This window comes from Lysobacter sp. DMC104, assembly GCF_056313665.1.
Genome location: NZ_JBQUZW010000009.1, coordinates 148198 through 168437 on the forward strand (window position 1 = coordinate 148198; position 20240 = coordinate 168437).

Below are 20240 nucleotides of genomic sequence, written 5' to 3' on the forward strand. Positions count from 1 at the left end.
GAGCTTTCGCCATGACCGACGCCATCGATCCACGCGCCATCGCCGCCGGCCTCGCCGAACTGTGGTCGCCGCGCGTGGTCGCCGAAGTCGACGACCACTACGTCAAGGTCGCGAAGGTGCACGGCGTGCTCGACTGGCACCGCCACGCCGACGAGGACGAACTCTTCCTCGTGCTGCAGGGCCGCCTGCGGCTGGACCTCGAAGGCGGCGACGCGGTCGTGCTGGAACCGGGCACCTTCCACGTCGTGCCGAAGGGCGTGCTGCACCAGCCCGTGGCCGAAGACGAATGCCTGCTCATGCTGTTCGAACGCAAGGCCACGCGCCACACCGGCGAGACCGTCACCGCGCACACCCGCTCGATCGAGGACCAGCTGCGTCCGCTCGATTGACCGGCCAGCAACGCGGACCGGACAGGAAAAGGGCCGCGCGATGCGGCCCTTTCCGTCTTCCCGGATCGCGCTGCGTCAGCGCTTCTCCGCATCCTCCGGCGCGTCCTCGTGACCCGGCGCCACCGCCATCGGGCCGCCGACGGGCGTCGCGTAGTTGCTGCGCAGGTACTCGGCGACCATCGCCGAGGTGCGGATCATCATGTGCTTGTCCATCGCGCCGAAGGTGTAGGTGGCGCTGAAGGCATTGGCGTGCTGGTAGAACTGCGGCGTGGCGATCGTCTCGCCCGTGGCGGCATCGGTGAACGTCACTTTGAGCAGCACGCCGGAACCGCCGGCGAACGCGCCGCCGAAGAAGCGCTTGCCGCCGGTGATGAAGCGCACGTAGGCGATCTCGGGCACGATCTTCAACGTCCGCGGCGCGGCGCCCGCTGGCTTCGCGTTCCATTCCGCGACCACCGGGTTCGCGCGCTCGTCGAGGTTCTCCTGCAAGTGCCGCCGGGCTTCCTCGTTGGCCTTCTGTCCGGCCCATGGCGCACCCATCGCGATCGGCGCCAGCTCGAAGCGCTGGTACGTGTTCAGCGCCACCGACGGCGGCGGATTGCGGGCGTCGTCGGCGATGTCCGGAGCCGGGACCTTCTCGCCCGCGAATGCGGCGGACGACATCGCAAGCAAGGACAGCAGCAACGCGAAACGTTTGAACATGATGGACTCCTCCGAAACCACATGGATGTGACGATGACCGCTCAGGTCATCCCGCCGTCGACGCCGATCACCTGGCCGTTGACGTAACTGGCACCGTCGCTGCACAGGAACGCGATCACCGCGGCGACTTCCTCCGGCCGGCCGGCGCGTCCGGCGGGCACCATCTGCTTGATGTGCTCCGGCGAGAACGCTTCATCCGCCATGCGGCCGGCGATCGCGCCGGGCGCGACGACATTCGCGGTGATCCCGCGGCTGCCCATCTCGCGCGCGAGCGATTTCGTCGCGCCGTGCAGTGCAGCCTTCGCGGCGGCGTAGTTGGCCTGGCCGCGGTTGCCGAGCACCGCCGCCACCGACGACACGCTGACGATGCGGCCCCAGCGCTTGCGCGCCATCGGCAGCAGCAGCGGCTGGGTGACGTGGAAGAAGCCGTGCAGCGACACGTCGACGACGCGCTTCCACTGCTCGTCGCGCAGGCCCGCCATCGGACCGTCGTCGTGGATGCCGGCGTTGTTGACGACGATCTGGATCGTGCCCGCTTCGAGCAGCGTCGCCATCACCGCGCGCGTGGCGTCGCCGTCGGCCACGTCGAAGGCAACGGCCTCGGCGCTGCCGCCGTCGGCGACGATCGCGTCGCGCACCGCTTCGGCACGCGCGAGGTTGGCGTTGGCGTGGACGATGACGTGCGCGCCCTGCGCCGCGAGCGCGCGGCAGATCGCGCCACCGAGATCGCCGCTGCCGCCGGTGACGAGGGCGCGTCGGAGCAAGGGATCGGACATGCGGGTGTTCTCCTGATTCGGCATCGTGTGTCAGCGCGTCATTCTGTCATCCCGAGCGCAGCGAGGGATCTGCTTTCGCTCCTGCAAGCCAATGCAAAGCAGGTCCCTCGCTGCGCTAGGTATGACAACGGAAAGGAAGGCGCGGGGCGGAAGTCGCGACCATCTCCGCCGGCAGGAGCGTCGCGCAGTCTCTGGCAAGCAACGCGAGAACGCGGCGGGCTTGGGGTGGAAGATGCGGACGTTGTCCAGGTTCGGCGTCGCGTTGCGATGCGTCATCGCGGATCCGATGACGATCATGGGCATCGGGGCATGCGCGCCGGGTCTCGACGCCGCTCACCAGCGCCAGCCGAATTGGCTGGCCAATCCCCACGCGATCGCGACCAGCACGCCAAGCCCTACGCCGCAAACCACGAAGGCTTCTCCCGCGCCGGAGTCGTCGTACTCGCGGAACCCGACGTGGGGGAATCGACCGAACGTCAGCACGCGCACGATGGGCCAGCCGATGGACCACGCGACCTCCAGGAACAGGAAATCCCACGCCAGCCACAGCAGGAACCGGGCCAGCAGGAACAGCGGTCTCGCCAGGAGTTCAAGGAAGTCCATGTCGGCCTCGCAGCGTCGAGCGTATGTTCAATTCTGCAGCATCACCGCCGCGCGCCCTTCGGCGAGCAGCGTGCCGGCGTGGAAGAGGCGGAAGGCGTACTGCTGGCTCGTCGCGCTGTCGGCGAGCAGTTCGGCCTCGCCTTCGAGGTCGCCGGGCAGGTCGTCGATGCGGGTCACATGCAGGCGCACGTCGCGCAGCGCGACGAGGAAGCCGACCTTCGGCGCACCGCCGGCCGCGGCGCCGCGCAGGCCGCCGTGCACGGCCATCGCCTGCGCGCCGTACTCGCACAAGTGGATCGCGCGCAGGCGGCCGTCGCTGCGCAGCGGATGCGCGGGATCGCGATGGCCGGCGCTGCGCAAGCGGATGCGCGCGTCGTCCCACTCGGTCACCGCATCCCACAGGCACATCGCGCCCTGGTGCGGAATCATCGCGAGGATCGCGTCACGCCCGATCATGCGCATGCCTTTGTAGGAGCGCCGGAAGGCGCGACCGATCGTTGCCGGACATGGATCATGCCGATGCGCTCACGGATTCTGCCGTCGGATGCCGCGCAATCAGCAACGCGAGCAGGAAATTGAAGCCGACACCCAGCGTGACGGTCACGCCGATCGCGCGCAGCACCGGGATGGTCGACAGCGCGAGCAGGAAGAACACGAGGAACGTCATCAGGCTGCACACGATCAGCGCGTGGAAGGTGCGCAGCTGGTCTTCGAGGTCGTCGCCGGCGTGCTCGAAGAACAACGCGTAGTCGAGGCCAAGACCGGCGGCGAGGATCAGCGCGACGAGGTGGAACAGCGTCAGTTCGACGCCGCAGGCGCGCAGCACCGCGAGGATGATCAGCGTGGTCAGCACCATCGGCAGCAGCACGCGGGCGACGCGGCGCGGCGTGCGCAGCGCGGCCCACACCGTCGCGGCGAGCAGCAGCGCGGCGATGCCGAGCGCGAACAGCACGCGCTCGCGGTAGGCGACCACCAGCGATTCGGATGCGGTCTTGAGGTCCAGCAGTTCGACGCCATCGCGTCCGGCGACCGCGGCGGCGACGCGCGCGGGGTCATCGAGGCCGGTCATCGACACCAGCGCCACCGCGCCGTGGCCCTTGTCGATCAGCAGCCCGTCGACGCGCGTGGCCAGCGGCGTGCCGGCGAGGTCGCGCGCGGTCAGCGGCTTTGCGGTGCGCGCGGTGTCGGCATCGCGCAGGAAATCCTCGAACGCATCGCTGCGGAACGGCGTGGCCGCGACCGCTTCGTCGAGCGCGGCGCGCAGCGCGTCGGGCGCAGGCAGTTTCACCTGGCGCGCGCGCTGCGTGGCGGCACTGGGCAGCACCTTCGCGGCGCTGTCGTAGCCGGCGATCGTGCGCTGCGCGACCAGCGCGTCGAGCGTGGCGTGCAGCGCTTCGGTGCGGCGCAGCGCGGTCTCGGCATCGGGCGCACGCACGGCGAGCAGCCAGCGCACGTCGGGCGCACCGAGCGCACTGCGCAGGTGCGCGTCCTGCGCCAGCGCCTCGGGGCGCACGGGCGTGAGCTTCGACAGGTCGTTCTGCCAGAACGGGCCGGGCGCGAACGCGAGCGTGGCGAACCCGACGACCGCGAGCGTCGCCAGCGCCCAGCGCGGCGGCCGCGGCAGGCGTTCGACCGCGGACCACAGCCGGCGCAGGCGCGCGGAATCGGCGAGATCGCGGGGCGCGGGATCGATCAGCGCCGGCAGCAGCAGGCGCGTGGTCGCGGCGGCGACCAGCAGCCCGGCGATGGTGAACACCGCGAGCTGGCGCAGGCCTTCGACGCCGGAGAACAGGAAGGTGACGTAGGCGATGCAGGTGGACGCCACGCCGGTGGCGAGCGTCGGCCAGATCGCGCGCGCGTTGTCCCGTGGCGACACGCCGGCGCGCTGGTGGCTGAAGAGGTGGATCGGATAGTCCTGCACCACGCCGATCAGGGTGAAGCCGAACGCGACGGTGATGCCGTGCACGCCCGGGAACAGCAGCGCGACCGCGCCGAGGCCGGCGAGACCGGCGCTGGCCAGCGGCAGCACGCCGAACAGCGGCGTGCGCCAGCTGCGGTAGGCGAACAGCAGCAGCAGGATCAGCCCGAGCGTGTCGACGCTGCCGATCCAGTTCGCCTCGCGCTGCGTGCGCCCGCCGATCTCCACCGAGAACGCGCCGGGGCCGGTGAGCACGAGCCGCGACGCACTGCCGCCGCGCGCCTGCGCGAACGCGGCCTGCACCGCGTCGACCGCGGCCTGCTGGCCGCTGGGATCGAAGCCCGCGGCGCGCGTCTCCACGGCGAGCAGCGCTTCGCGGCCGGATGCATCGAACCACACGCCGTGCAGCCGCTGCGGCGAGGCCGCGCCCTGCAGCGCCTCGGCGACGTGCAGCGTCTCCAGCGTCGGATCGGACGGCAGCAGCGGTTCGATCAGGCCGGCCGCAGGCGAGCCGAGGTCCTGCACGCGCGCATCGAGTTCGTCGCGCAGGAACGCGGCGTCGAAGCGCTGCGCGTCGAGCGTCGGCGACAGCAGGTAGCGGTACGGCTTCAGGCGATCGGGGATCGCCGCCAGCGGATCGCCGCCGCCGTTGGCGACGAAGGTGAAGCGGTCGTCGGCGGATAGCGTCGCCGCGACCGCCTGCGACTGCGCGGCCAGCGTCTCGGCATCGGCGCCCGAGATCGACAGCAGCAGCAGGCGCGAACCGGGGCCTTCGCCGAGTTCGTCGAGCAGCAGCGTCTGCGCCGGCGTTTCGGCCGAAGGCATGAACTTGCGCAGGTCGCCGCTGACGTGCAGCCGCTGCGAGATCGCGTAGCCGACGCCGGCGAGCACCGCCAGCCAGACCAGCGCGAGCACGGTGCGGCGTGTGGCGGTCATGCGGCGATCTCCGTCATCTCTGTCATCCCGAGCCGAAGGTGAGGGACCTGCTTTTCCATGGCCGCGTCGTGAACGCAACAGCAGGTCCCTCGCTGCGCTCGGGATGACAAAGAAAAGCGGGACGACATCGACGAGCGGCAATCAGGCCTCATCGCGCCCCCGTCCGGCACAGCGTCTCCAGCGCCTTCGCGTCGCTGTCGGGTTTCGCGGCCTGCGCGGCGCTGGCGAGCAGCGTGCGCTGGAGGTCGCCCTTCGCAGGGCGGGTCTCGATGCAGCGCAGTTCGGCGCCCTGCCCGTACAGCACGATGTCGCGGACACGGGCGGCCAGCGCCTTGTCCTTCGGCGCCAGCGTCAGCGTCCAGCGTTCGCGGGTGCCGTCGGCGCGCAGGGTGTAGGTGCGCTCGATGCCCGCACGGTCGCCGGCGAGCAGCGCGCCGAAGCTCGACTGCAGGCCGGCCAGTTCCGGCACGCGCGCCAGCGAGAACGTGCGCGGCGGCTTGCCGTCGCGGGCGATGGTGGCTTCGCCGGCGCGCAGCGTGGTGGTCTCGCGGTACGGGCTGCGCACCTCGCGCACCAGCGTGTCGGCGTCGGGCCGGCGGTATTCGCCGCTCAGGCGCAGCGGCGCCTTCAGCAGCGGCGAACCACGCAGTTCCACGAACGCGGTGTGCACCGGTGCCGGACGCGCCAGCGCGGCGAGGATCCAGCCGCTGTCGATGCCCTGCGCGGCGGCGACGGGACCGGCGATGCCGGTGACGCAAACCAGCAGGGCGCTAACGAGGCGCGATCGGGCGGCAGGCATCAGTCGCGGCTCCAGAAGTCGTAGAAATTGAACCAGTTGTACGGGGCGCTGCGGGCGACAGCTTCCAGCCGCGCGGCGTAGCGCCGGATCAGCTGCGCCAGCGCTTCCGCACGTTGCGGCCGCGGGATGTCGACCGCGTCGCTGAAGTTCTCGAACAGCAGCTCGTAGCGGTTGCCGCCGCGGTACAGGCCGAAGGCGAGCGTCACCGGCGCCTTCAGCGCGGCCGCGATCAGCCACGGTGCCACCGGGAAGCGTGCGTCCTCGCCGAAGAACGGCGCCGCCACGGTCTGGCCGCCGGGATGCGCGCGGTCGATCAGCAGCGCCACCAGCGCACCGTCCTGCACCGCCTGCTGGATCGACAGCATCAGCGCGGGGCCGTCCTGCGCGGCGTCGATGATCGTCGCCGCCATGCCCGGGTTGAGGTTGTCGAGCAGCTGCGTGAGCGCCGGGTTGTGGCCTTTGTCGAGCACCACGCGGATGGTGTATTCGGGGCGCCGCTGCGACAGCACGCGCAGCACCTCGAAGCTGCCCAGGTGCGAGCCGAACAGCAGCATGCCGCGACCGAGGTCGAGATGCGCGTGAAGCTCGTCGAGGCCGCGCACGGTGACGTCGAAGCGGCGATCGAGGCAGGCGGCGCCGTCGCCGAGCAGGAACACGCGGTCGAGGATGGTCGCGGCGAAGGTGTGGATGTGGCGGCCCACCTGCCACAGCGACGCCGGCCGGCCCTGCACGCGGGTCAGCCAGGCGCGCGAGGCGAGGCGTTCGGGCGCACGCCGCAGCACGAAGTACAGGGTGATCGGATACAGCAGCAGGCGGGCGACGGCGCGGCCGCCGTAACGGCCGATGCTGCGGATCAGCCACAGCGCGAAACGGCCGCCGCCCTCGGGGCGGGCCTTCCAGTCGGTGCTCACGCCTGCACCTCGCCGGTGGCGACCGGCGCGTCGCCGCACAGCACGCGGAAGCGCCAGCGCGGCGCGCCGTCGGCGGCCGGCGCCAGCGCGTCCAGTTCGATCCGCGCGGTCTCGCCCGGCAGCAGCGGCCGCACGAACTTCACCTGCGGCAGGCGCAGCGGGCCGAGCTCGGTGCCTCGCGTGCGCTCGATCGCCGCCAGCACGTGGTCGAGCACGACCACGCCCGGCACGACCGGGCGGCCGGGGAAGTGCCCGGGCAGCGCGGGATGATCGGCCGGCACCGTGAAGATCACGACGTCTGCCCGTGCAGGGCGATGACGGCGTCGCGGGCCTCGCGCGCCAGCGACGCGCGGTCGCGGCCGGCGGCGGGCAGCGGCGTACCGAAGCGCACCGCGATCCGGCCCGGGCGCACCCGGAACAGGCCCCGCGCCGGCAGCACGTCGCCGGCCCCGACGATCGCCACCGGCAGCACGTCCACGCCGGCCTCGATCGCGGTCTGGAACGCGCCGCCCTTGAACGCCGCGATACGGCCGTCGCGGCTGCGGGTGCCTTCGGGAAAGACGCACAGCGTGGCGCCCCGGCGCAGCAGCGTCGCCCCGCCGTCGACCAGGTGCGCGCCGGCATCGCGGCCGCGGCGATCGACGAACAGCATGCCCATGGCGCGGGCGTAGCGGCCGAGGAACGGCACCCGCGCCATCTCCGCCTTCAGCACGAAGCGCAGCGGCACCGGTACCGCGCGGAACAGCGCGCAGACGTCGATCACCGACGCGTGGTTGGCGACGAGGACGTACGGCTTCGACCAGTCGATCGCGTCCTCACCCTCCACCGACAGCCGCGCGCCGGCGCCGCCGAGCAGGCCCGGCGCCCAGATCCGCGCCGCCATCCGCAGCGGCAGGCGCGGGCCGCCGGACACCACGCGCACGACCAGCGCGATCGCGATCCAGAACGCGGTGTGCACCAGCGTGAACCCCAGTTGCAGTCCGTTGCAGATCGCCCACGGCACGGCCGTCAGCACCGAGGTGGCGCGGCGTTCGCGGAAGTCGTAGCGGGCGTCGACCGTGGACATGCGGGCGGGTTCTCCGGGGAATGCAGGGGGCGATGACGGGATCGGGCGGCGTCAGCGCACCGCCCCGACGTCGTCGGAACGGAAGAAGTCGCGCCAGAAGGCCGGCCCCAGCGCCGCCAGCCGGCGCACGAACTCGCCGAACGTCTTGTACGGCCGCACCGGGAACCGGCGCCGGCGGATCTGGTATTCGACCAGCGCGAACCCGCCGAGCAGGCCGTAGTTGGCGACGTTGGCGATGAACGACCACTGGCCCTCGGTCACCGTGAACGGCGCGGCGATGCCGGCGTGCGCGAGCAGGCCGTCGGGCACCGCCACCAGCGCCAGCACCAGGTTGATCGCGGCCAGCAGCCACAGCATCAGCCCCCAGCCGAGGGTGACGCGGCGGGTGTAGCGCAGGTACTCCGGCGCCAGCGCGTCCGGCGTGGTGGCGTAGATCGCGGCCACCACCTTGCGGATCAGCGGCACGCGCCCGGGGCGCAGGCTGCGCAGGAACCACGTGCCGATCAGCGCGGTGAAGGCCGGCGGCACCAGCAGCAGCGCGGTCAGCGCGAAGTCGCCGCGGGCCAGCCCCGCCAGCGCCAGCGCCGTGCCCGCCGCGGCCAGCCACGCGCCCGCACGCCGGGCGACCAGGCCTTCGATGAGCACCAGCAGCGCGAGGTCGACCAGCGCGACCAGCGCGAGCGTCGTCGATTCCCGCGCCCCGGCCAGGTGCGCCAGCACGACGTAGGCCGGCAGCAACAGCAGCCTGAGGGCGGCGGTCACACGGTCCTGTGCTGTTCGACGTGGGCCGACAGCGCGCGCAGCGAGCCGAAGATCCGGCGGTTGTCGTCGTTGTCCGAACGCAGCTGGAAGCCGTACTTCTTGCTGATCGCCAGCGACAGTTCGAGCGCGTCGATCGAATCCAGGCCCAGCCCGGCGCCGAACAGCGGCGCCTCGGGGTCGATGCCGGCGGCTTCGACGCCGTCCAGGTTCAGGCTCTCGACCAGCAGGTCCGCCAGTTCACGTTCGGCGGCAGTCAGTTCAGACATGGGCAACACATCCACAATTCGCGGCACGGGGAGACTGCGACGCGCGGGCCCGCGCGAGGCGATTCGGTGCACTCGCTCCGGAGTGCGGACGGCTTCCGTGGGGGGCGGCGCGCCGGAGCCTGTGCGCCGCCCGGGTCCGGACGGCAGCGGCGTGCCAAGCGTTATCATGCCAGCCTCGGACCCCAACCAGAAGAACATGACCGTCCCATCCGGAAAGGTCGCCGACAGTATGGCGGCCTCCGCTCCGCCATCGGTGTCCCTGGCCTGCGACGTCCTGATCATCGGTGGCGGCCCTGCCGGAAGCACTGCGGCGATCACCCTGGCCCGGGCCGGCCGACGGGTGCTGATGCTGGAGAAGGACCGTCATCCGCGGTTCCACATCGGCGAATCGCTGCTGCCGATGAACCTGCCGATCCTCGACCGCCTCGGCGTGCTCGACCGGGTGGCCGCCATCGGCGTGCGCAAGGTCGGCGCGGACTTCCCGCTGCCCTCGGACCGCGCGGGCGACACCCACGTGTTCCGCTTCGACCACTCGCTGACCCCCGGCTGCACCCACGCCTTCCAGGTGCGCCGCGACCAGTTCGACACCGTGCTGTTCGAGGCCGCCCGCGAGGCCGGCGCCGACGCCCGCGACGGCGTGGCGGTGACCGCGGTCGACTTCGATCCCGACGGCCGCCCGCGCCGGGCCTGCGCCCGCGCCGCCGACGGCACCGAGTTCGCGATCACGATGGACTACCTGATCGACGCCAGCGGCCGCGACACGTTCCTGGGCAACCGGCTGAAGACCAAGCGGCGCAATCCCAGGCACCAGTCGGCGGCGCTGTTCAGCCATTTCCGCGGCGTCGCGCGGCGCGACGGCGAACACGCCGGCAACATCACCATCGAACGCTTCGCGCACGGCTGGGTGTGGCTGATCCCGCTGCCCGACGACGTGATGAGCATCGGCGCGGTGTGTTCCCCCGACTACCTCAAACAGCGCCGCGGCGACGGCGCGGCGTTCCTGGTCGACACCCTGCGCGGCATGCCGACGGTGTGGGCGCGCATGGCCGGCGCCGAGCGCGTGGCGCCGGTCCACGCCACCGGCAACTATTCGTACGTCTCCACCCGCATGTGCGGCCCCGGCTGGACCAAGGTGGGCGACGCCTACGCCTTCATCGACCCGATCTTTTCCTCCGGCGTGTATCTGGCGATGCACAGCGCCGAGCGCGCCGCCACCATGGTCGACGCCGCGCTGCGCACGCCCACGCGCGAAGCCGCGCTGCAGAAGGCGATGGCCCGCGGCTTCGATCGCGGCCTGAAGGAATTCTCCTGGTTCATCTACCGCTTCACCACACCGGTGATGCGCCACCTGTTCGCCAACCCGCGCAACGTCTGGCAGATCGAACAGGCGGTGATCTCGATGCTGGCCGGCGACGTGTTCGACAACCCCGCCGTCGTGCGCCGGCTGCGCGCGTTCCGGCTGATCTACCTGATCACCGCCGCCGGCATGGCGCCGACGACCCTGCGCGCCTGGTGGCAGCGCCGGCGCCAGCGCCGTGCGGGCTTCAGCGGCGAAACGCTGCAGCACGACCCCGGCCTTGCCATGACGGCGGCCGACGCTCCTTCCCCGACGACGGCCGCCGGGACGGCGCCGTTGCCGGACCGTGCCCGGACCCCTGCATGAGCCGTCCCCTGCAACACCCGCCCGTCGCGCTGTCGGTGGACTACCTGCAGGCGGCGTCGCCCGCGGCGTTGCTGGGCGCGGACACGCTGGCCGTGTTCGGCTTTGGCGACCATGCGCCCGACTGCGACGACCCGCGCTACCTGCGGGTGCCGCTCCAACCGTGGGGCGTGGCGCCGTTCGAGCACTGGCGCAGCGCCGGCCCGGTCGACTGCGGCCGCGACGGCGACCCCGAACGCGGCATCGTGCGCTGGGCCAGCGACGGCCACCTGACCTTCGGCGCGATCGAGATCGACGAAGCGCCGGGCGACCACCCGGACCACAGCGACATCAGCGACGCCGCCGAGCGCGCCTACCGGCGGATGGTCGAGTTCGTCGACGGCAGCCGCACCCCGCACCTGCTGCGGATGTGGAACTACCTCGACGCCATCACCCTCGGCGACGGCGACGCCGAGCGCTACCGCCGCTTCTGCGTCGGCCGCGCCCGCGGGCTGGGCACGTTCGACACCACCGAACTGCCGGCCGCGACCGCGATCGGCCGCTGCGACGGCAAGCGCACGCTGCAGGTCTACTGGCTGTCGGCCGACCGCCGCGGCACGCCGGTGGAGAACCCACGCCAGGTCAGCGCCTACAAGTACCCGCGCCAGTACGGTCCGCAGTCGCCCAGCTTCGCCCGCGCCATGCTGCCGCCGCCGGGCAGCGCCATGCCGCTGCTGCTGTCGGGCACCGCCAGCGTGGTCGGCCACGCCTCGCAGCACACCGGCGAACTGCTGAAGCAGATCAGCGAGACCTTCGCCAACTTCGACGCCCTGCTCGGCGAAGCCCGCCGCCACCAGCCGTCGCTGCCGGCCGGCTTCGGCAGCGGCACCCGGCTGAAGGTCTACGTGCGCGACGCCGCCGACCTGCCCACCGTCGCGCAGGCGCTGGACGACCGCTTCGGCACCAGCGTCCCGCGCGTGCTGCTGCACGCCGCCATCTGCCGTCGCGAGCTGGCGGTGGAGATCGACGGCGTGCATGCGTAGGGCGGGCTTCAGCCCGCCATCGCAACCTCACTGATCAAGGTCGCAATGATCGAAGCCACCAGATTGACGGACGGTGCAATCGGACATATCGCAATGGCGGGCCAGGGCCCGCCCTACGACACTTGAATCCTGAGCATTGCGCAGTCATCTTCCGGTCGCCGGCCGCGCGTCCGCGGCCTTTCCCGAGGGGAACCGCGCCATGGGTCTGATCAGCCTGCTCTGGGGCATCGTCGCGATGCTGCTGATGTTCATCGGCCTGATCCCGCTGCTGGGCTGGCTCAACTGGTTCTGGATCCCCTTCGCCGGCATCGGCGCCATCATCGCCGCGCTCGGCGTGCTGTTCGGCAAGAGCGGCAAGAACGGCCGCGCCAAGGCCGGCCTGATCCTCAACGGCATCGTCATCGCCGTCGCGCTGGTGCGACTGAGCTTGGGTGGCGGGATCATCTGATCCTGCGGCACGTTGGTCGTTCACGCGCTGCCGAGGCCCCCCCGATGACGATTCAATACCGCCCGGAACGCGACATCACGCCCGCGTTCCTTCGGCGCGTCCATGGCTGGATTCGGGAAAACCGCGAAGTGCTGGTCGTGCTGCGCTACCTCTGCGGAGCCGGCAGCCGGGATTTCGCGCTGATCGATTCGGCCGAAGCATTCGATCAACTGGTGCGGATCTGCGCGATCGGCACGGACATCATCGTTTTCAGGGACCCCCAACTACCGCTCCGCGGCGTGGTCGATGATGCTTTCATGGCTGCAGCACAAGGCGTCATGGAAAACGTGGACGAATACATGCTCGTGGTGTTGGATTCGCAGCGGCCGGGAGACCTGCGACTGCGCGGAACATCGGACAGCGCCAATCACCTGATGGAAGATCTCCTGGACCTGCGCGGCGAATCCGTCGCCTTTGGACCTTGCCCGGCCTATTGGGAGGCGGACAACAGCGCGATGATCTCGGCATCGAAGGGCGGCATCGACGGCCCCCGGTAGCTGCACGGCGCCAAGTTCCACCGTTCTTGCCTTTCCATCTCTTTGTAGGAGCGACGTGAGTCGCGACCGGAAAGCTTCCCCGCAGGTCATGTCGCTGTCCCTGAAACCGCGCGCGGTCGCGACTCACGTCGCTCCTACAAAGCGCCTTCGCGCGGCATCTGCCGCGCCGCCACCAGCGCCTGCGTATGCGCATGCTTCGGCTGCGCCAGCACCTGCGCGGCATCGCCGAGTTCGACGATCTTCCCCGCTTCCAGCACCGCGATGCGTTCGGCCACCGCGGCCGCGGCGGCAAGATCGTGGGTGACGAACAGCAGCGCGAGGCCGCGTTCGCGCTTGAGCCGCGCCAGCAGGTCGAGCACGCCGCGGCGGTGGTGCGCGTCGAGCGCCGACACCGCTTCGTCGCAGACCAGCAGGTCGGGATCGCAGGCCAGCGCGCGGGCGATCGCGACGCGCTGGCGCTGGCCGCCGGAGAGCTGGTGCGGCCAGCGCGTCGCCAGCGCCGGGTCGAGTCCGACCGCGACGAGCAGTTCGCGCGCCTTCGCCGCGCGCGACGCAGCATCGCCGATCGCGTGGATGCGCAGCGGCTCGGCGACGAGGTCGGCGACGCGCATGCGCGGATCGAGCGAGGCATAAGGGTCCTGGAACACCACGCCGATGCGCCGGCGGCGATCGCGCAGCGCGCGACCGGTCAGCGCGGTGAAGTCCTCGCCATCCAGCCACACGCGGCCCTGCGCGCCGCGCAGCAGGCGCAGCAGCGCACGGCCGAGCGTGCTCTTGCCGCTGCCGCTCTCGCCCAGCAGCGCCAGGCCTTCGCCGCGATGCAGCACGAGCGCGACATCGTCCAGCGCCGGCCGCGGCGCGCGCGGGTAGTGCATGGTCATGCCTTCGGCGCGGAGCAGCGGCGGCGGATCGCTTTCCGTCGTCATCCCGAGCCGCAGGCGAGGGACCTGCTGTTGCGATCCGGACCCATCAAGAAAAGCAGGTCCCTCGCCTGCGGCTCGGGATGACAAGGGGTTGTCGGTGCGCGTCGGCAGCCGATCCGCTTCCAGCAGCTCGCGCGTGTACGCCTGCGCCGGCGCATCGAACACGCTGCGCGTCGGGCCGCGTTCGACCACCGCACCGCGACGCAGCACCAGCACCGCGTCGGCGTAGGCGCCGACCAGTGGCAGGTCGTGGCTGATCAGCATCAGGCCGAGGCCGTCCTCGCGACGCAGCGCATCGAGCAGGTCGAGCACCTCGCGGGCGATGCGCGCATCGAGCGCGGACGTCGGTTCGTCGGCGATCAGCAGCTTCGGCGCGCTGCACAGCGCCAGCGCGATCGCGATGCGCTGGCGCTGGCCGCCGGAGAACTGGTGCGGGAAGCGCGTCAGCGCGGCGTCGGGATCGGGCAGCTGCACGCGGGCGAGCAGCGCGCGCGCCTCCGCATCCGGGCGCCCGTGCGCGCGCAGGGTCTCGCGCAGCTGCGCGCCGACGCTGCGCAGCGGATGCAGCGACGCCAGCGGGTCCTGCGGCACCCAGCCCAGCACGCGGCCGCGCAGCGCGGCGTGCGCGCGGCTGCCGAGCGCGAACGTCGCGCCGTCGTGCACCTGCGTGCCGGTCGCGCGCAGGCTCGCGGGCAACAGGCCGAGCAGCGACAGCGCGGTGAGGCTCTTGCCGCTGCCGCTCTCGCCGACCACGCCGAGGCAACGGCCCGGCGCGAGATCGAGATCGAGCGGACCGAGCAGGCGACGCTCGCCGGCGAAGACCTCGAGGCCACGGAGCTGCAGCGTCGTCATCCGACCCCTCCCCAACCCTCCCCTTCGCTTCGCGAAAGGGAGGGGGCAAAGGCGTCGTGCACCGTCCGCCAGGCGCGCTGTACCCCTCCCCTTGCGCGCAGCGCAGGGGGAGGTCGGGAGGGGGTCGGACGGGGCATTGACGGCGAACGCTGGCCGCAGGCACGCGTCGTCGTGTCCTGGCGGCACAGCGCCTGCCCGATCGTGCCGCTCATGCCGCCGCCGATTCGGGTTCGGCCTCGGTGCGCGCATCACCGCGCACGTCGAGCCAGTCGCGCAGCGCATCGCCGAGGAACTGGAACGCGGCCAGCGTCGCGACCAGGAAGCCGGCCGGGAACAGCAGCGTCCACGGCGCGCTGTCGAGTTCCTGCACGCCTTCGGACAGCAGCGTGCCCCAGCTGGCGGACGGCTCGTCCACGCTCAGGCCGAGAAAGCCGAGAAAGCTCTCGACGAGGATCGCCTGCGGCAGGATCAGCCCCAGCGACACGAACGCCAGCGGCAGCAGGTTGGGCAGCGCATGCCAGCGCAGGCGCTGGCCGAAGCTGGCGCCCATCGCGGTCGCGGCCAGCAGGAACGGCTGCTCGCGCAGGCGCGCGGCCTCGGCGCGCATGATCCGCGCGAGGTCGATCCACACGTAGCCGCCGATCGCCGCCAGCAGCAGCGGCAGCGAGCGGTCGAACAGCGTGAGCAGCAGGATCACGATCAGCAGGAAGGGCAGCGCGCTGAACACGTCGAGCACGCGCAGCATGGCGCGCTCCACCGCGCCGCCGGCGAGGCCCGCGCTGGCGCCGAAACCCAGCCCCAGCGCCAGCGCGACCAGGCTGGACAGCAGCCCGACCGTGAGCGACAGCCGCCCGCCGGCCAGCGTGCGTGCGAGCACGTCGCGGCCGATGGCGTCGGTGCCGAACCAGTGCCCGGCCACGCCCGGCGCCACCGACAGCGCGTCCCAGTCGGGGCGGTGCGGATCGAACGCCAGCGCCAGCGGCCCCAGCCAGCACAGCAGCGCCAGCGCGGCGAGGAAGCCGAGGCAGGCACGGGCGAGCGGCGGCAGCGGGCGCGAAGGTCGCATCGGGGCATTGTAGGGATTCGCTCCCGGGCGGGTTCAGACAGGCCGCCCTGCCCCCCTTTCAAGAGGGCCCGGGCGGGAATGGGGCGAACGCCATGCACGGATCGTGGCTGCACGCGTCTCCCCGGGAACCCATCCCCACCCAAACCCTCCCCTTGAAGGGGAGGGCTTCCACCGTTGCATCACGCGCGAAGCGTCCATCGAGACCACACAGGGATTCACTCACACGCAGGTTCAGGCAGGCCGCTCTGCTCCCTCCCCTTCAAGGGGAGGGCCGGGGTGGGGATGGGGTCGACACCATGCACGAACCCTCGCTGCGCTCCCGCCGGGAACCCATCCCCACGCAAACCCTCCCCTTGAAGTCGAGGGCTTCCACTGCTGCATCACGCGCGAAGCGTCCATCGAGACAACACAGGGATTCGCTCCCAAGCAGGTTCAGGCAGGCCGCTCTGCTCCCTCCCCTTCAAGGGGAGGGATGGGGTGGGGATGGGGTGAACGCCATGCGCGACTCCTGCTGCACGTTTCCGCCGGGACCCCATCCCCGCCCGGACACTCCCCTTGACGTCGAGGGCTTTTCCTTCGGCAGCACGTGCGACGCAGCGTCGCGCCGGTGCATTGCGCGGGGTCAAACCCGGCCCGCAGGCCGGGCGTATCATGCGCGCCATGACCTATCCGATCACCCGCCTCCGCCGCATGCGCCGCAGCGAGTTCTCGCGCCGGCTCATGCGCGAACACGTGCTGACCGCGAACGATCTCATCTACCCGGTCTTCGTCCATGAACTGCCCGGCCGCGCGCCGGTGGGCTCGATGCCCGGCATCGAGCGCCTGTCGATCGACGAACTGCTGAAGGTCGGCGAACAGGCGTCCGAACTGCGCGTCCCCGCGCTGGCGCTGTTCGCGGTGACCGCGCCGGAGGCCAAGTCGCTCGACGGCGTCGCCGCGTGGGACGACGAGGGCCTGATGCAGCGCGCGGTGCGTGCGCTGAAGGCACGCTTCCCGGAGCTGGGCGTGATCACCGACGTCGCGCTGGACCCGTACACCAGCCACGGCCAGGACGGGCTGCTCGACGACACCGGCTACGTGGTCAACGACGAGACCGTCGAAGCGCTGGTGCAGCAGGCGCTGTCGCACGCCCGCGCCGGCGCCGACGTGGTCGCCCCCAGCGACATGATGGACGGCCGCATCGGCGCGATCCGCGAGGCACTGGAAGCCGCCGGCCACATCCACACCCGCATCCTCAGCTACGCCGCGAAGTACGCGAGCAGCTACTACGGCCCGTTCCGCGACGCGGTGGGTTCGGCCGGCGCGCTGGGCAAGGGCAACAAGTATTCGTACCAGATGGACCCGGCCAATTCCGACGAAGCCCTGCGCGAGGTCGCGCTGGACCTCGACGAGGGCGCGGACATGATCATGGTGAAGCCGGGCCTGCCGTACCTGGACATCGTGCGCCGGGTGAAGGACCGCTTCGGCGTGCCGACCTTCGCCTACCAGGTCAGCGGCGAGTACGCGATGCTCAAGGCCGCGGCGCAGAACGGCTGGCTCGACGAGCGCGCGTGCGCGCTGGAAGCGCTGGTCGCGTTCAAGCGCGCCGGCTGCGACGGCATCCTCACCTACTTCGCGCTCGACGCCGCGCGCTGGCTGCGCGAGGCGCATTGAGCGCAGCCGCGCCCGGCATCGATCCGCGGCCCGGCGACGCCGGGCGTGGATCGCGCACGGCGCCCGTGCATTCCGACACGGCGCCCGCCGTGTTCCGACGCGCTTCCCGCATGCTCGGCTACAGTCGGGCCTTCTCCCCGCTCGCTTCCACACGGACGCCGCTGCCATGACCAAACGCTACGCCGTCTTCGGACAACCCGTCCTCCATTCGCTCTCGCCGAAGATCCACCAGGCGTTCGCGAAACAGGCCGGCATCGAACTCGAATACACCGCGATCGAGATCGCGCCCGGCGATTTCGCGGCGGCGCTGTCGTCGTTCGCGAAGAGCGGCGGCCAGGGCGCCAACGTCACCCTGCCGCACAAGCAGCGCGCGGCCGAGCTGTGCAACCTGCTGAGCAAACGCGCGCAGCGCGCGGGCGCGGTGAACACCCTGATCCGCCACGACACCGGCTGGCTGGGCGACAACACCGACGGCGCCGGCCTGGTGCGCGATCTCACCGAGCGCCACGGTCTGGACCTGCGCGGCCGGCGCACGCTGCTGCTGGGCGCCGGCGGCGCCGCGCGCGGCGTCGCGCCGTCGCTGATGGACGCCGGCATCGGCGAGCTGTACGTCGTCAACCGCGACAGCGCCAAGGCCGACGCGCTGGTCGACCAGATCGGCGAACCGGCGCGCGTGCATTCGCGCTACCTCGACGACCTCGGCACGCTGGGCGAGTTCGACCTGATCCTCAACGCCACCTCCGCCACGCGCCACGGCGCGCTGCCGTCGCTGCCGATGTCGCTGGCGGCCTCGCGCACCGCCGCGGTCGACCTCAGCTACGGCGAGGCGGCGATTCCCTTCCTCGCATGGGCCCGCGCTGCCGGTGCGCGCGACGCCGTGGACGGCCTCGGCATGCTGGTCGAGCAGGCCGCGGAGAGCTTCTTCCTGTGGCATGGCGTGCGCCCGGACACTGCGCCGGTGTACGCCGAACTCGCCGCGCACCACGCCGCGCTGGTCACCGCGGACTGACGCCATGGGCAACGCCGGCGTCTGGCTCAACCTCCTCGGCTACGCCCTGCCCGGGCTGATCGGGCTGGGCATCGCGCTCGCGCTGCTGCTGGGCAGCGCCCGCCCCGGCCCCGGCCGGCGCATTGGACTGATCGGCGTCGGTCTGATGCTGGTCGCGTCCGTGCTGTCGATGGGCCTGGCGATCGCGCAGAACCTCATCGTGCTGGGCAACACGGACGGCGCGATGGCGATGTCGCGCAGCTTCGCCCTGATCGGCGTCGCCCACGTGCTGCTCAACGTGCTGTCGATGGCCGGCGTGGTCACGCTGGTGTGGGGCCTGTGCCGGCAGAGCCACGCCACGCCGCAGGCACGCTGAGGCGGCGATGGCGCGCAATCTCCATGCCATCGCCGATCGCGTCGAACGCGAAGCGCGTGCCCGGGCCGTGCTGACGGAAGGCTGGCCGTTCGCGACGGCAGCACTGACGTCCGCGGCGTGGTTCGTACTGACCGTCGTCGCCGTCAACGCGACGACGCTGCCGACGGTGACGCAGGTCTGGCTGCTGCTCGGGCTCTCGCCCATCCCCGCCACGCTGATCGAACTGCGCCACGTCCGCCGCCGACTGGAAGCCGCGCTGGTGCTGCTGGATCTCGCGCAGGGCGAGCGCTGACCCCTTTTCTTCATTGCCGGGAACCGACGATGCGTCTTGCTGCTGCCTGTCTGCTTTTCCTGCTGCCCACGTTCGCGCAGGCCGCCGCGCCCGTGTCGTTGCAGAACGGCATGAACCGCATCGACTTCACCGGCGACGGTCGCGCCGACCTCGTCGTGGTCGCGCATCGCGAGAACTTCAACGCCCACGGCTTCGAGGTGGTGACCTTCCACGTCGAGGACGGCGACACGCTGCTGCAGGTGCCGCTGTTCGACGGCGACGACGAACGCCAGTTCGCGACGATCAGCGGCGGCGCGGACTGCACGCTGCACGACCTGCGCCTGCTGCCCGGCAAGGCGGACGAGCCGATGACGCTGATCGTCGCCGACCGCGCGCTGGGCGACAGCTACGCCGACCCGAACACCGTCACCTTCACCTGGTACGCGCTGCGCACGAATGGCGATGTCGGCTATCCGCAGTTCCGCTTCGCGCGGACGCGCACCACGCAGGCAAAGACGCCGTTCTGCGATGTCGGCGACGCCTTCGACGCAACGTTCGGCAAGCGCTGAGCGGTCCCGAAGCGACAGCTTCCGGCGTCAACCGTCCTCCAGGATCACCTCGCCCTTCACCAGCCACGAAGCGCCGAACGCGAGGACCGCGGTCGATTCCAGCCAGAACACCGGGTCGAGACGGATCAGCGCGGGCACCGGACCGGCGAGCTTCACCGCGGCGATCCCGCCGATGCACGCGAGAATCACCACGCCGCAGACGGCATAGATGCGGTTGCGGGCGCGCTTTTCCGGCGTCATCGGCCTGGCCGGATCGGTGCTGCGGAACAGCACGAGGCAGAAGTAGGCGAGGATGAGGAACATCAGCGCCGCACTGACGTAGTGCGCGGTGCCGATCAGGCGCTCCGTGCCGATGGCGCCATCGCGGGCGGTGGGGAACAGCGCGACACCCAGTGCGAACACGCAGGCGAAGCTGCCGGCGAGGTCGTCGCGGCGGTCGTAGCCGCGATAGGTCATCAGGAACACCCCGATCGCGCACAGGCAGCCGACGAACACATCGCCCATCCGCGTGTAGTAGTAGTCGCTGATCGACGGCTCGATGCCGGCACCCTGCAGCCACCACTTCCCGATGAGCAACACGAAGGGCATGGCGAAGCCGATCGTGCCGATCGCCCGGCGCAGGCCGAGGTAGGACCAGACCAGTGCATCGCCGGAAACGGACGGTGTCGATGTCATGAGCGCGCTCCTTGCCGCGCCCCATGGCGCGTCTGTCCATGAAACGCGAATCCGGGCGACGTGCGGGCACCGC

24 protein-coding genes are annotated in these 20240 nt (G+C 71.3%); 10 read left to right on the top strand and 14 right to left on the bottom strand.

Features of this window, described 5'->3' with window-relative positions:
- Positions 1-11 precede the first annotated feature (11 nt).
- Positions 12-389 (top strand): cupin domain-containing protein, encoded by a 378-nt coding sequence (locus ACT53R_RS12970; protein ID WP_476172303.1) that lies wholly within the window; start codon positions 12-14, stop codon positions 387-389.
- Positions 390-464: 75 nt separating this feature from the next.
- Here ACT53R_RS12970 and ACT53R_RS12975 read toward each other — a convergent pair whose 3' ends face one another.
- The 11 genes from ACT53R_RS12975 to ACT53R_RS13025 all read right to left on the bottom strand — a co-directional run bounded on the left by ACT53R_RS12975 (position 465) and on the right by ACT53R_RS13025 (position 9128).
- A complete protein-coding gene (locus ACT53R_RS12975; protein ID WP_476172304.1) occupies positions 465-1091 on the bottom strand; it encodes a hypothetical protein in 627 nt (208 codons plus the stop codon).
- A 41-nt stretch (positions 1092-1132) separates the two neighbouring features.
- Complete coding sequence (fabG, locus tag ACT53R_RS12980; RefSeq protein WP_476172305.1) at positions 1133-1867, bottom strand: 3-oxoacyl-ACP reductase FabG; 735 nt, start codon at positions 1865-1867, stop codon at positions 1133-1135.
- A gap of 333 nt (positions 1868-2200) precedes the next feature.
- Positions 2201-2470, bottom strand: coding sequence for a hypothetical protein (locus tag ACT53R_RS12985; protein WP_476172306.1), 270 nt, complete (start codon positions 2468-2470; stop codon positions 2201-2203).
- Positions 2471-2497: 27 nt separating this feature from the next.
- The gene (locus tag ACT53R_RS12990) at positions 2498-2926 is read right to left on the bottom strand and encodes a hotdog family protein (protein ID WP_476172307.1); all 429 of its coding nucleotides are present in this window, start codon (positions 2924-2926) and stop codon (positions 2498-2500) included.
- A 55-nt stretch (positions 2927-2981) separates the two neighbouring features.
- Complete coding sequence (locus tag ACT53R_RS12995) at positions 2982-5324, bottom strand: MMPL family transporter (protein ID WP_476172308.1); 2343 nt, start codon at positions 5322-5324, stop codon at positions 2982-2984.
- A 148-nt stretch (positions 5325-5472) separates the two neighbouring features.
- Entirely contained in the window at positions 5473-6123 is a 651-nt protein-coding gene (locus tag ACT53R_RS13000; RefSeq protein ID WP_476172309.1) for a LolA-related protein, read from the bottom strand.
- Positions 6123-7034 carry an LpxL/LpxP family acyltransferase gene (locus ACT53R_RS13005; protein WP_476172310.1) on the bottom strand — a complete coding sequence of 304 codons (912 nt, stop codon included), beginning with the start codon at positions 7032-7034 and terminating at the stop codon, positions 6123-6125. Before ACT53R_RS13005 ends, ACT53R_RS13000 begins: the two co-directional genes overlap by 1 nt.
- On the bottom strand, positions 7031-7327 hold the full coding sequence (locus ACT53R_RS13010) for an ApeI family dehydratase (RefSeq protein WP_476172311.1): 297 nt from the start codon (positions 7325-7327) through the stop codon (positions 7031-7033). The genes ACT53R_RS13005 and ACT53R_RS13010 overlap by 4 nt, the downstream gene beginning before the upstream one ends.
- Positions 7324-8100 carry a lysophospholipid acyltransferase family protein gene (locus ACT53R_RS13015; protein ID WP_476172312.1) on the bottom strand — a complete coding sequence of 259 codons (777 nt, stop codon included), beginning with the start codon at positions 8098-8100 and terminating at the stop codon, positions 7324-7326. Before ACT53R_RS13015 ends, ACT53R_RS13010 begins: the two co-directional genes overlap by 4 nt.
- A 51-nt stretch (positions 8101-8151) precedes the next feature.
- Complete coding sequence (locus ACT53R_RS13020) at positions 8152-8862, bottom strand: COG4648 family protein (RefSeq protein WP_476172313.1); 711 nt, start codon at positions 8860-8862, stop codon at positions 8152-8154.
- Entirely contained in the window at positions 8859-9128 is a 270-nt protein-coding gene (locus ACT53R_RS13025) for a phosphopantetheine-binding protein (RefSeq protein WP_476172314.1), read from the bottom strand. Before ACT53R_RS13025 ends, ACT53R_RS13020 begins: the two co-directional genes overlap by 4 nt.
- Before the next feature lie 229 nt (positions 9129-9357).
- Between ACT53R_RS13025 and ACT53R_RS13030 the strand changes: the two genes are divergently transcribed.
- The 4 genes from ACT53R_RS13030 (at position 9358) to ACT53R_RS13045 (ending at position 12794) form a co-directional block, all read left to right on the top strand.
- Entirely contained in the window at positions 9358-10791 is a 1434-nt protein-coding gene (locus ACT53R_RS13030; RefSeq protein WP_476172363.1) for an NAD(P)/FAD-dependent oxidoreductase, read from the top strand.
- Positions 10788-11810, top strand: coding sequence for a chorismate transformation FkbO/Hyg5 family protein (locus ACT53R_RS13035; RefSeq protein ID WP_476172315.1), 1023 nt, complete (start codon positions 10788-10790; stop codon positions 11808-11810). The genes ACT53R_RS13030 and ACT53R_RS13035 overlap by 4 nt, the downstream gene beginning before the upstream one ends.
- 199 nt (positions 11811-12009) lie before the next feature.
- The gene (locus ACT53R_RS13040; RefSeq protein WP_476172316.1) at positions 12010-12258 is read left to right on the top strand and encodes a hypothetical protein; all 249 of its coding nucleotides are present in this window, start codon (positions 12010-12012) and stop codon (positions 12256-12258) included.
- Between the two features lie 44 nt (positions 12259-12302).
- The gene (locus ACT53R_RS13045; RefSeq protein WP_476172317.1) at positions 12303-12794 is read left to right on the top strand and encodes a hypothetical protein; all 492 of its coding nucleotides are present in this window, start codon (positions 12303-12305) and stop codon (positions 12792-12794) included.
- 134 nt (positions 12795-12928) lie between these two features.
- On the opposite strand, the gene ACT53R_RS13050 is transcribed toward ACT53R_RS13045, so the two are convergent.
- A complete protein-coding gene (locus tag ACT53R_RS13050) occupies positions 12929-14569 on the bottom strand; it encodes an ATP-binding cassette domain-containing protein (protein WP_476172318.1) in 1641 nt (546 codons plus the stop codon).
- Between the two features lie 208 nt (positions 14570-14777).
- The gene (locus ACT53R_RS13055; RefSeq protein WP_476172319.1) at positions 14778-15635 is read right to left on the bottom strand and encodes an ABC transporter permease; all 858 of its coding nucleotides are present in this window, start codon (positions 15633-15635) and stop codon (positions 14778-14780) included.
- A gap of 660 nt (positions 15636-16295) precedes the next feature.
- Here ACT53R_RS13055 and hemB point away from each other — a divergent pair.
- The 5 genes from hemB to ACT53R_RS13080 all read left to right on the top strand — a co-directional run bounded on the left by hemB (position 16296) and on the right by ACT53R_RS13080 (position 19492).
- Positions 16296-17288 carry a porphobilinogen synthase gene (gene hemB, locus ACT53R_RS13060; RefSeq protein ID WP_476172320.1) on the top strand — a complete coding sequence of 331 codons (993 nt, stop codon included), beginning with the start codon at positions 16296-16298 and terminating at the stop codon, positions 17286-17288.
- 166 nt (positions 17289-17454) lie between these two features.
- A complete protein-coding gene (gene aroE, locus ACT53R_RS13065) occupies positions 17455-18297 on the top strand; it encodes a shikimate dehydrogenase (protein ID WP_476172321.1) in 843 nt (280 codons plus the stop codon).
- Positions 18298-18301: 4 nt separating this feature from the next.
- Positions 18302-18652, top strand: coding sequence for a hypothetical protein (locus ACT53R_RS13070; RefSeq protein WP_476172322.1), 351 nt, complete (start codon positions 18302-18304; stop codon positions 18650-18652).
- 7 nt (positions 18653-18659) lie between these two features.
- Positions 18660-18944 (top strand): hypothetical protein, encoded by a 285-nt coding sequence (locus ACT53R_RS13075; RefSeq protein ID WP_476172323.1) that lies wholly within the window; start codon positions 18660-18662, stop codon positions 18942-18944.
- A 29-nt stretch (positions 18945-18973) separates the two neighbouring features.
- A complete protein-coding gene (locus ACT53R_RS13080; RefSeq protein WP_476172324.1) occupies positions 18974-19492 on the top strand; it encodes a carbapenem self-resistance protein CarG family protein in 519 nt (172 codons plus the stop codon).
- Between the two features lie 27 nt (positions 19493-19519).
- Here ACT53R_RS13080 and ACT53R_RS13085 read toward each other — a convergent pair whose 3' ends face one another.
- Positions 19520-20167 carry a hypothetical protein gene (locus ACT53R_RS13085; protein ID WP_476172325.1) on the bottom strand — a complete coding sequence of 216 codons (648 nt, stop codon included), beginning with the start codon at positions 20165-20167 and terminating at the stop codon, positions 19520-19522.
- Positions 20168-20240: the final 73 nt, after the last annotated feature.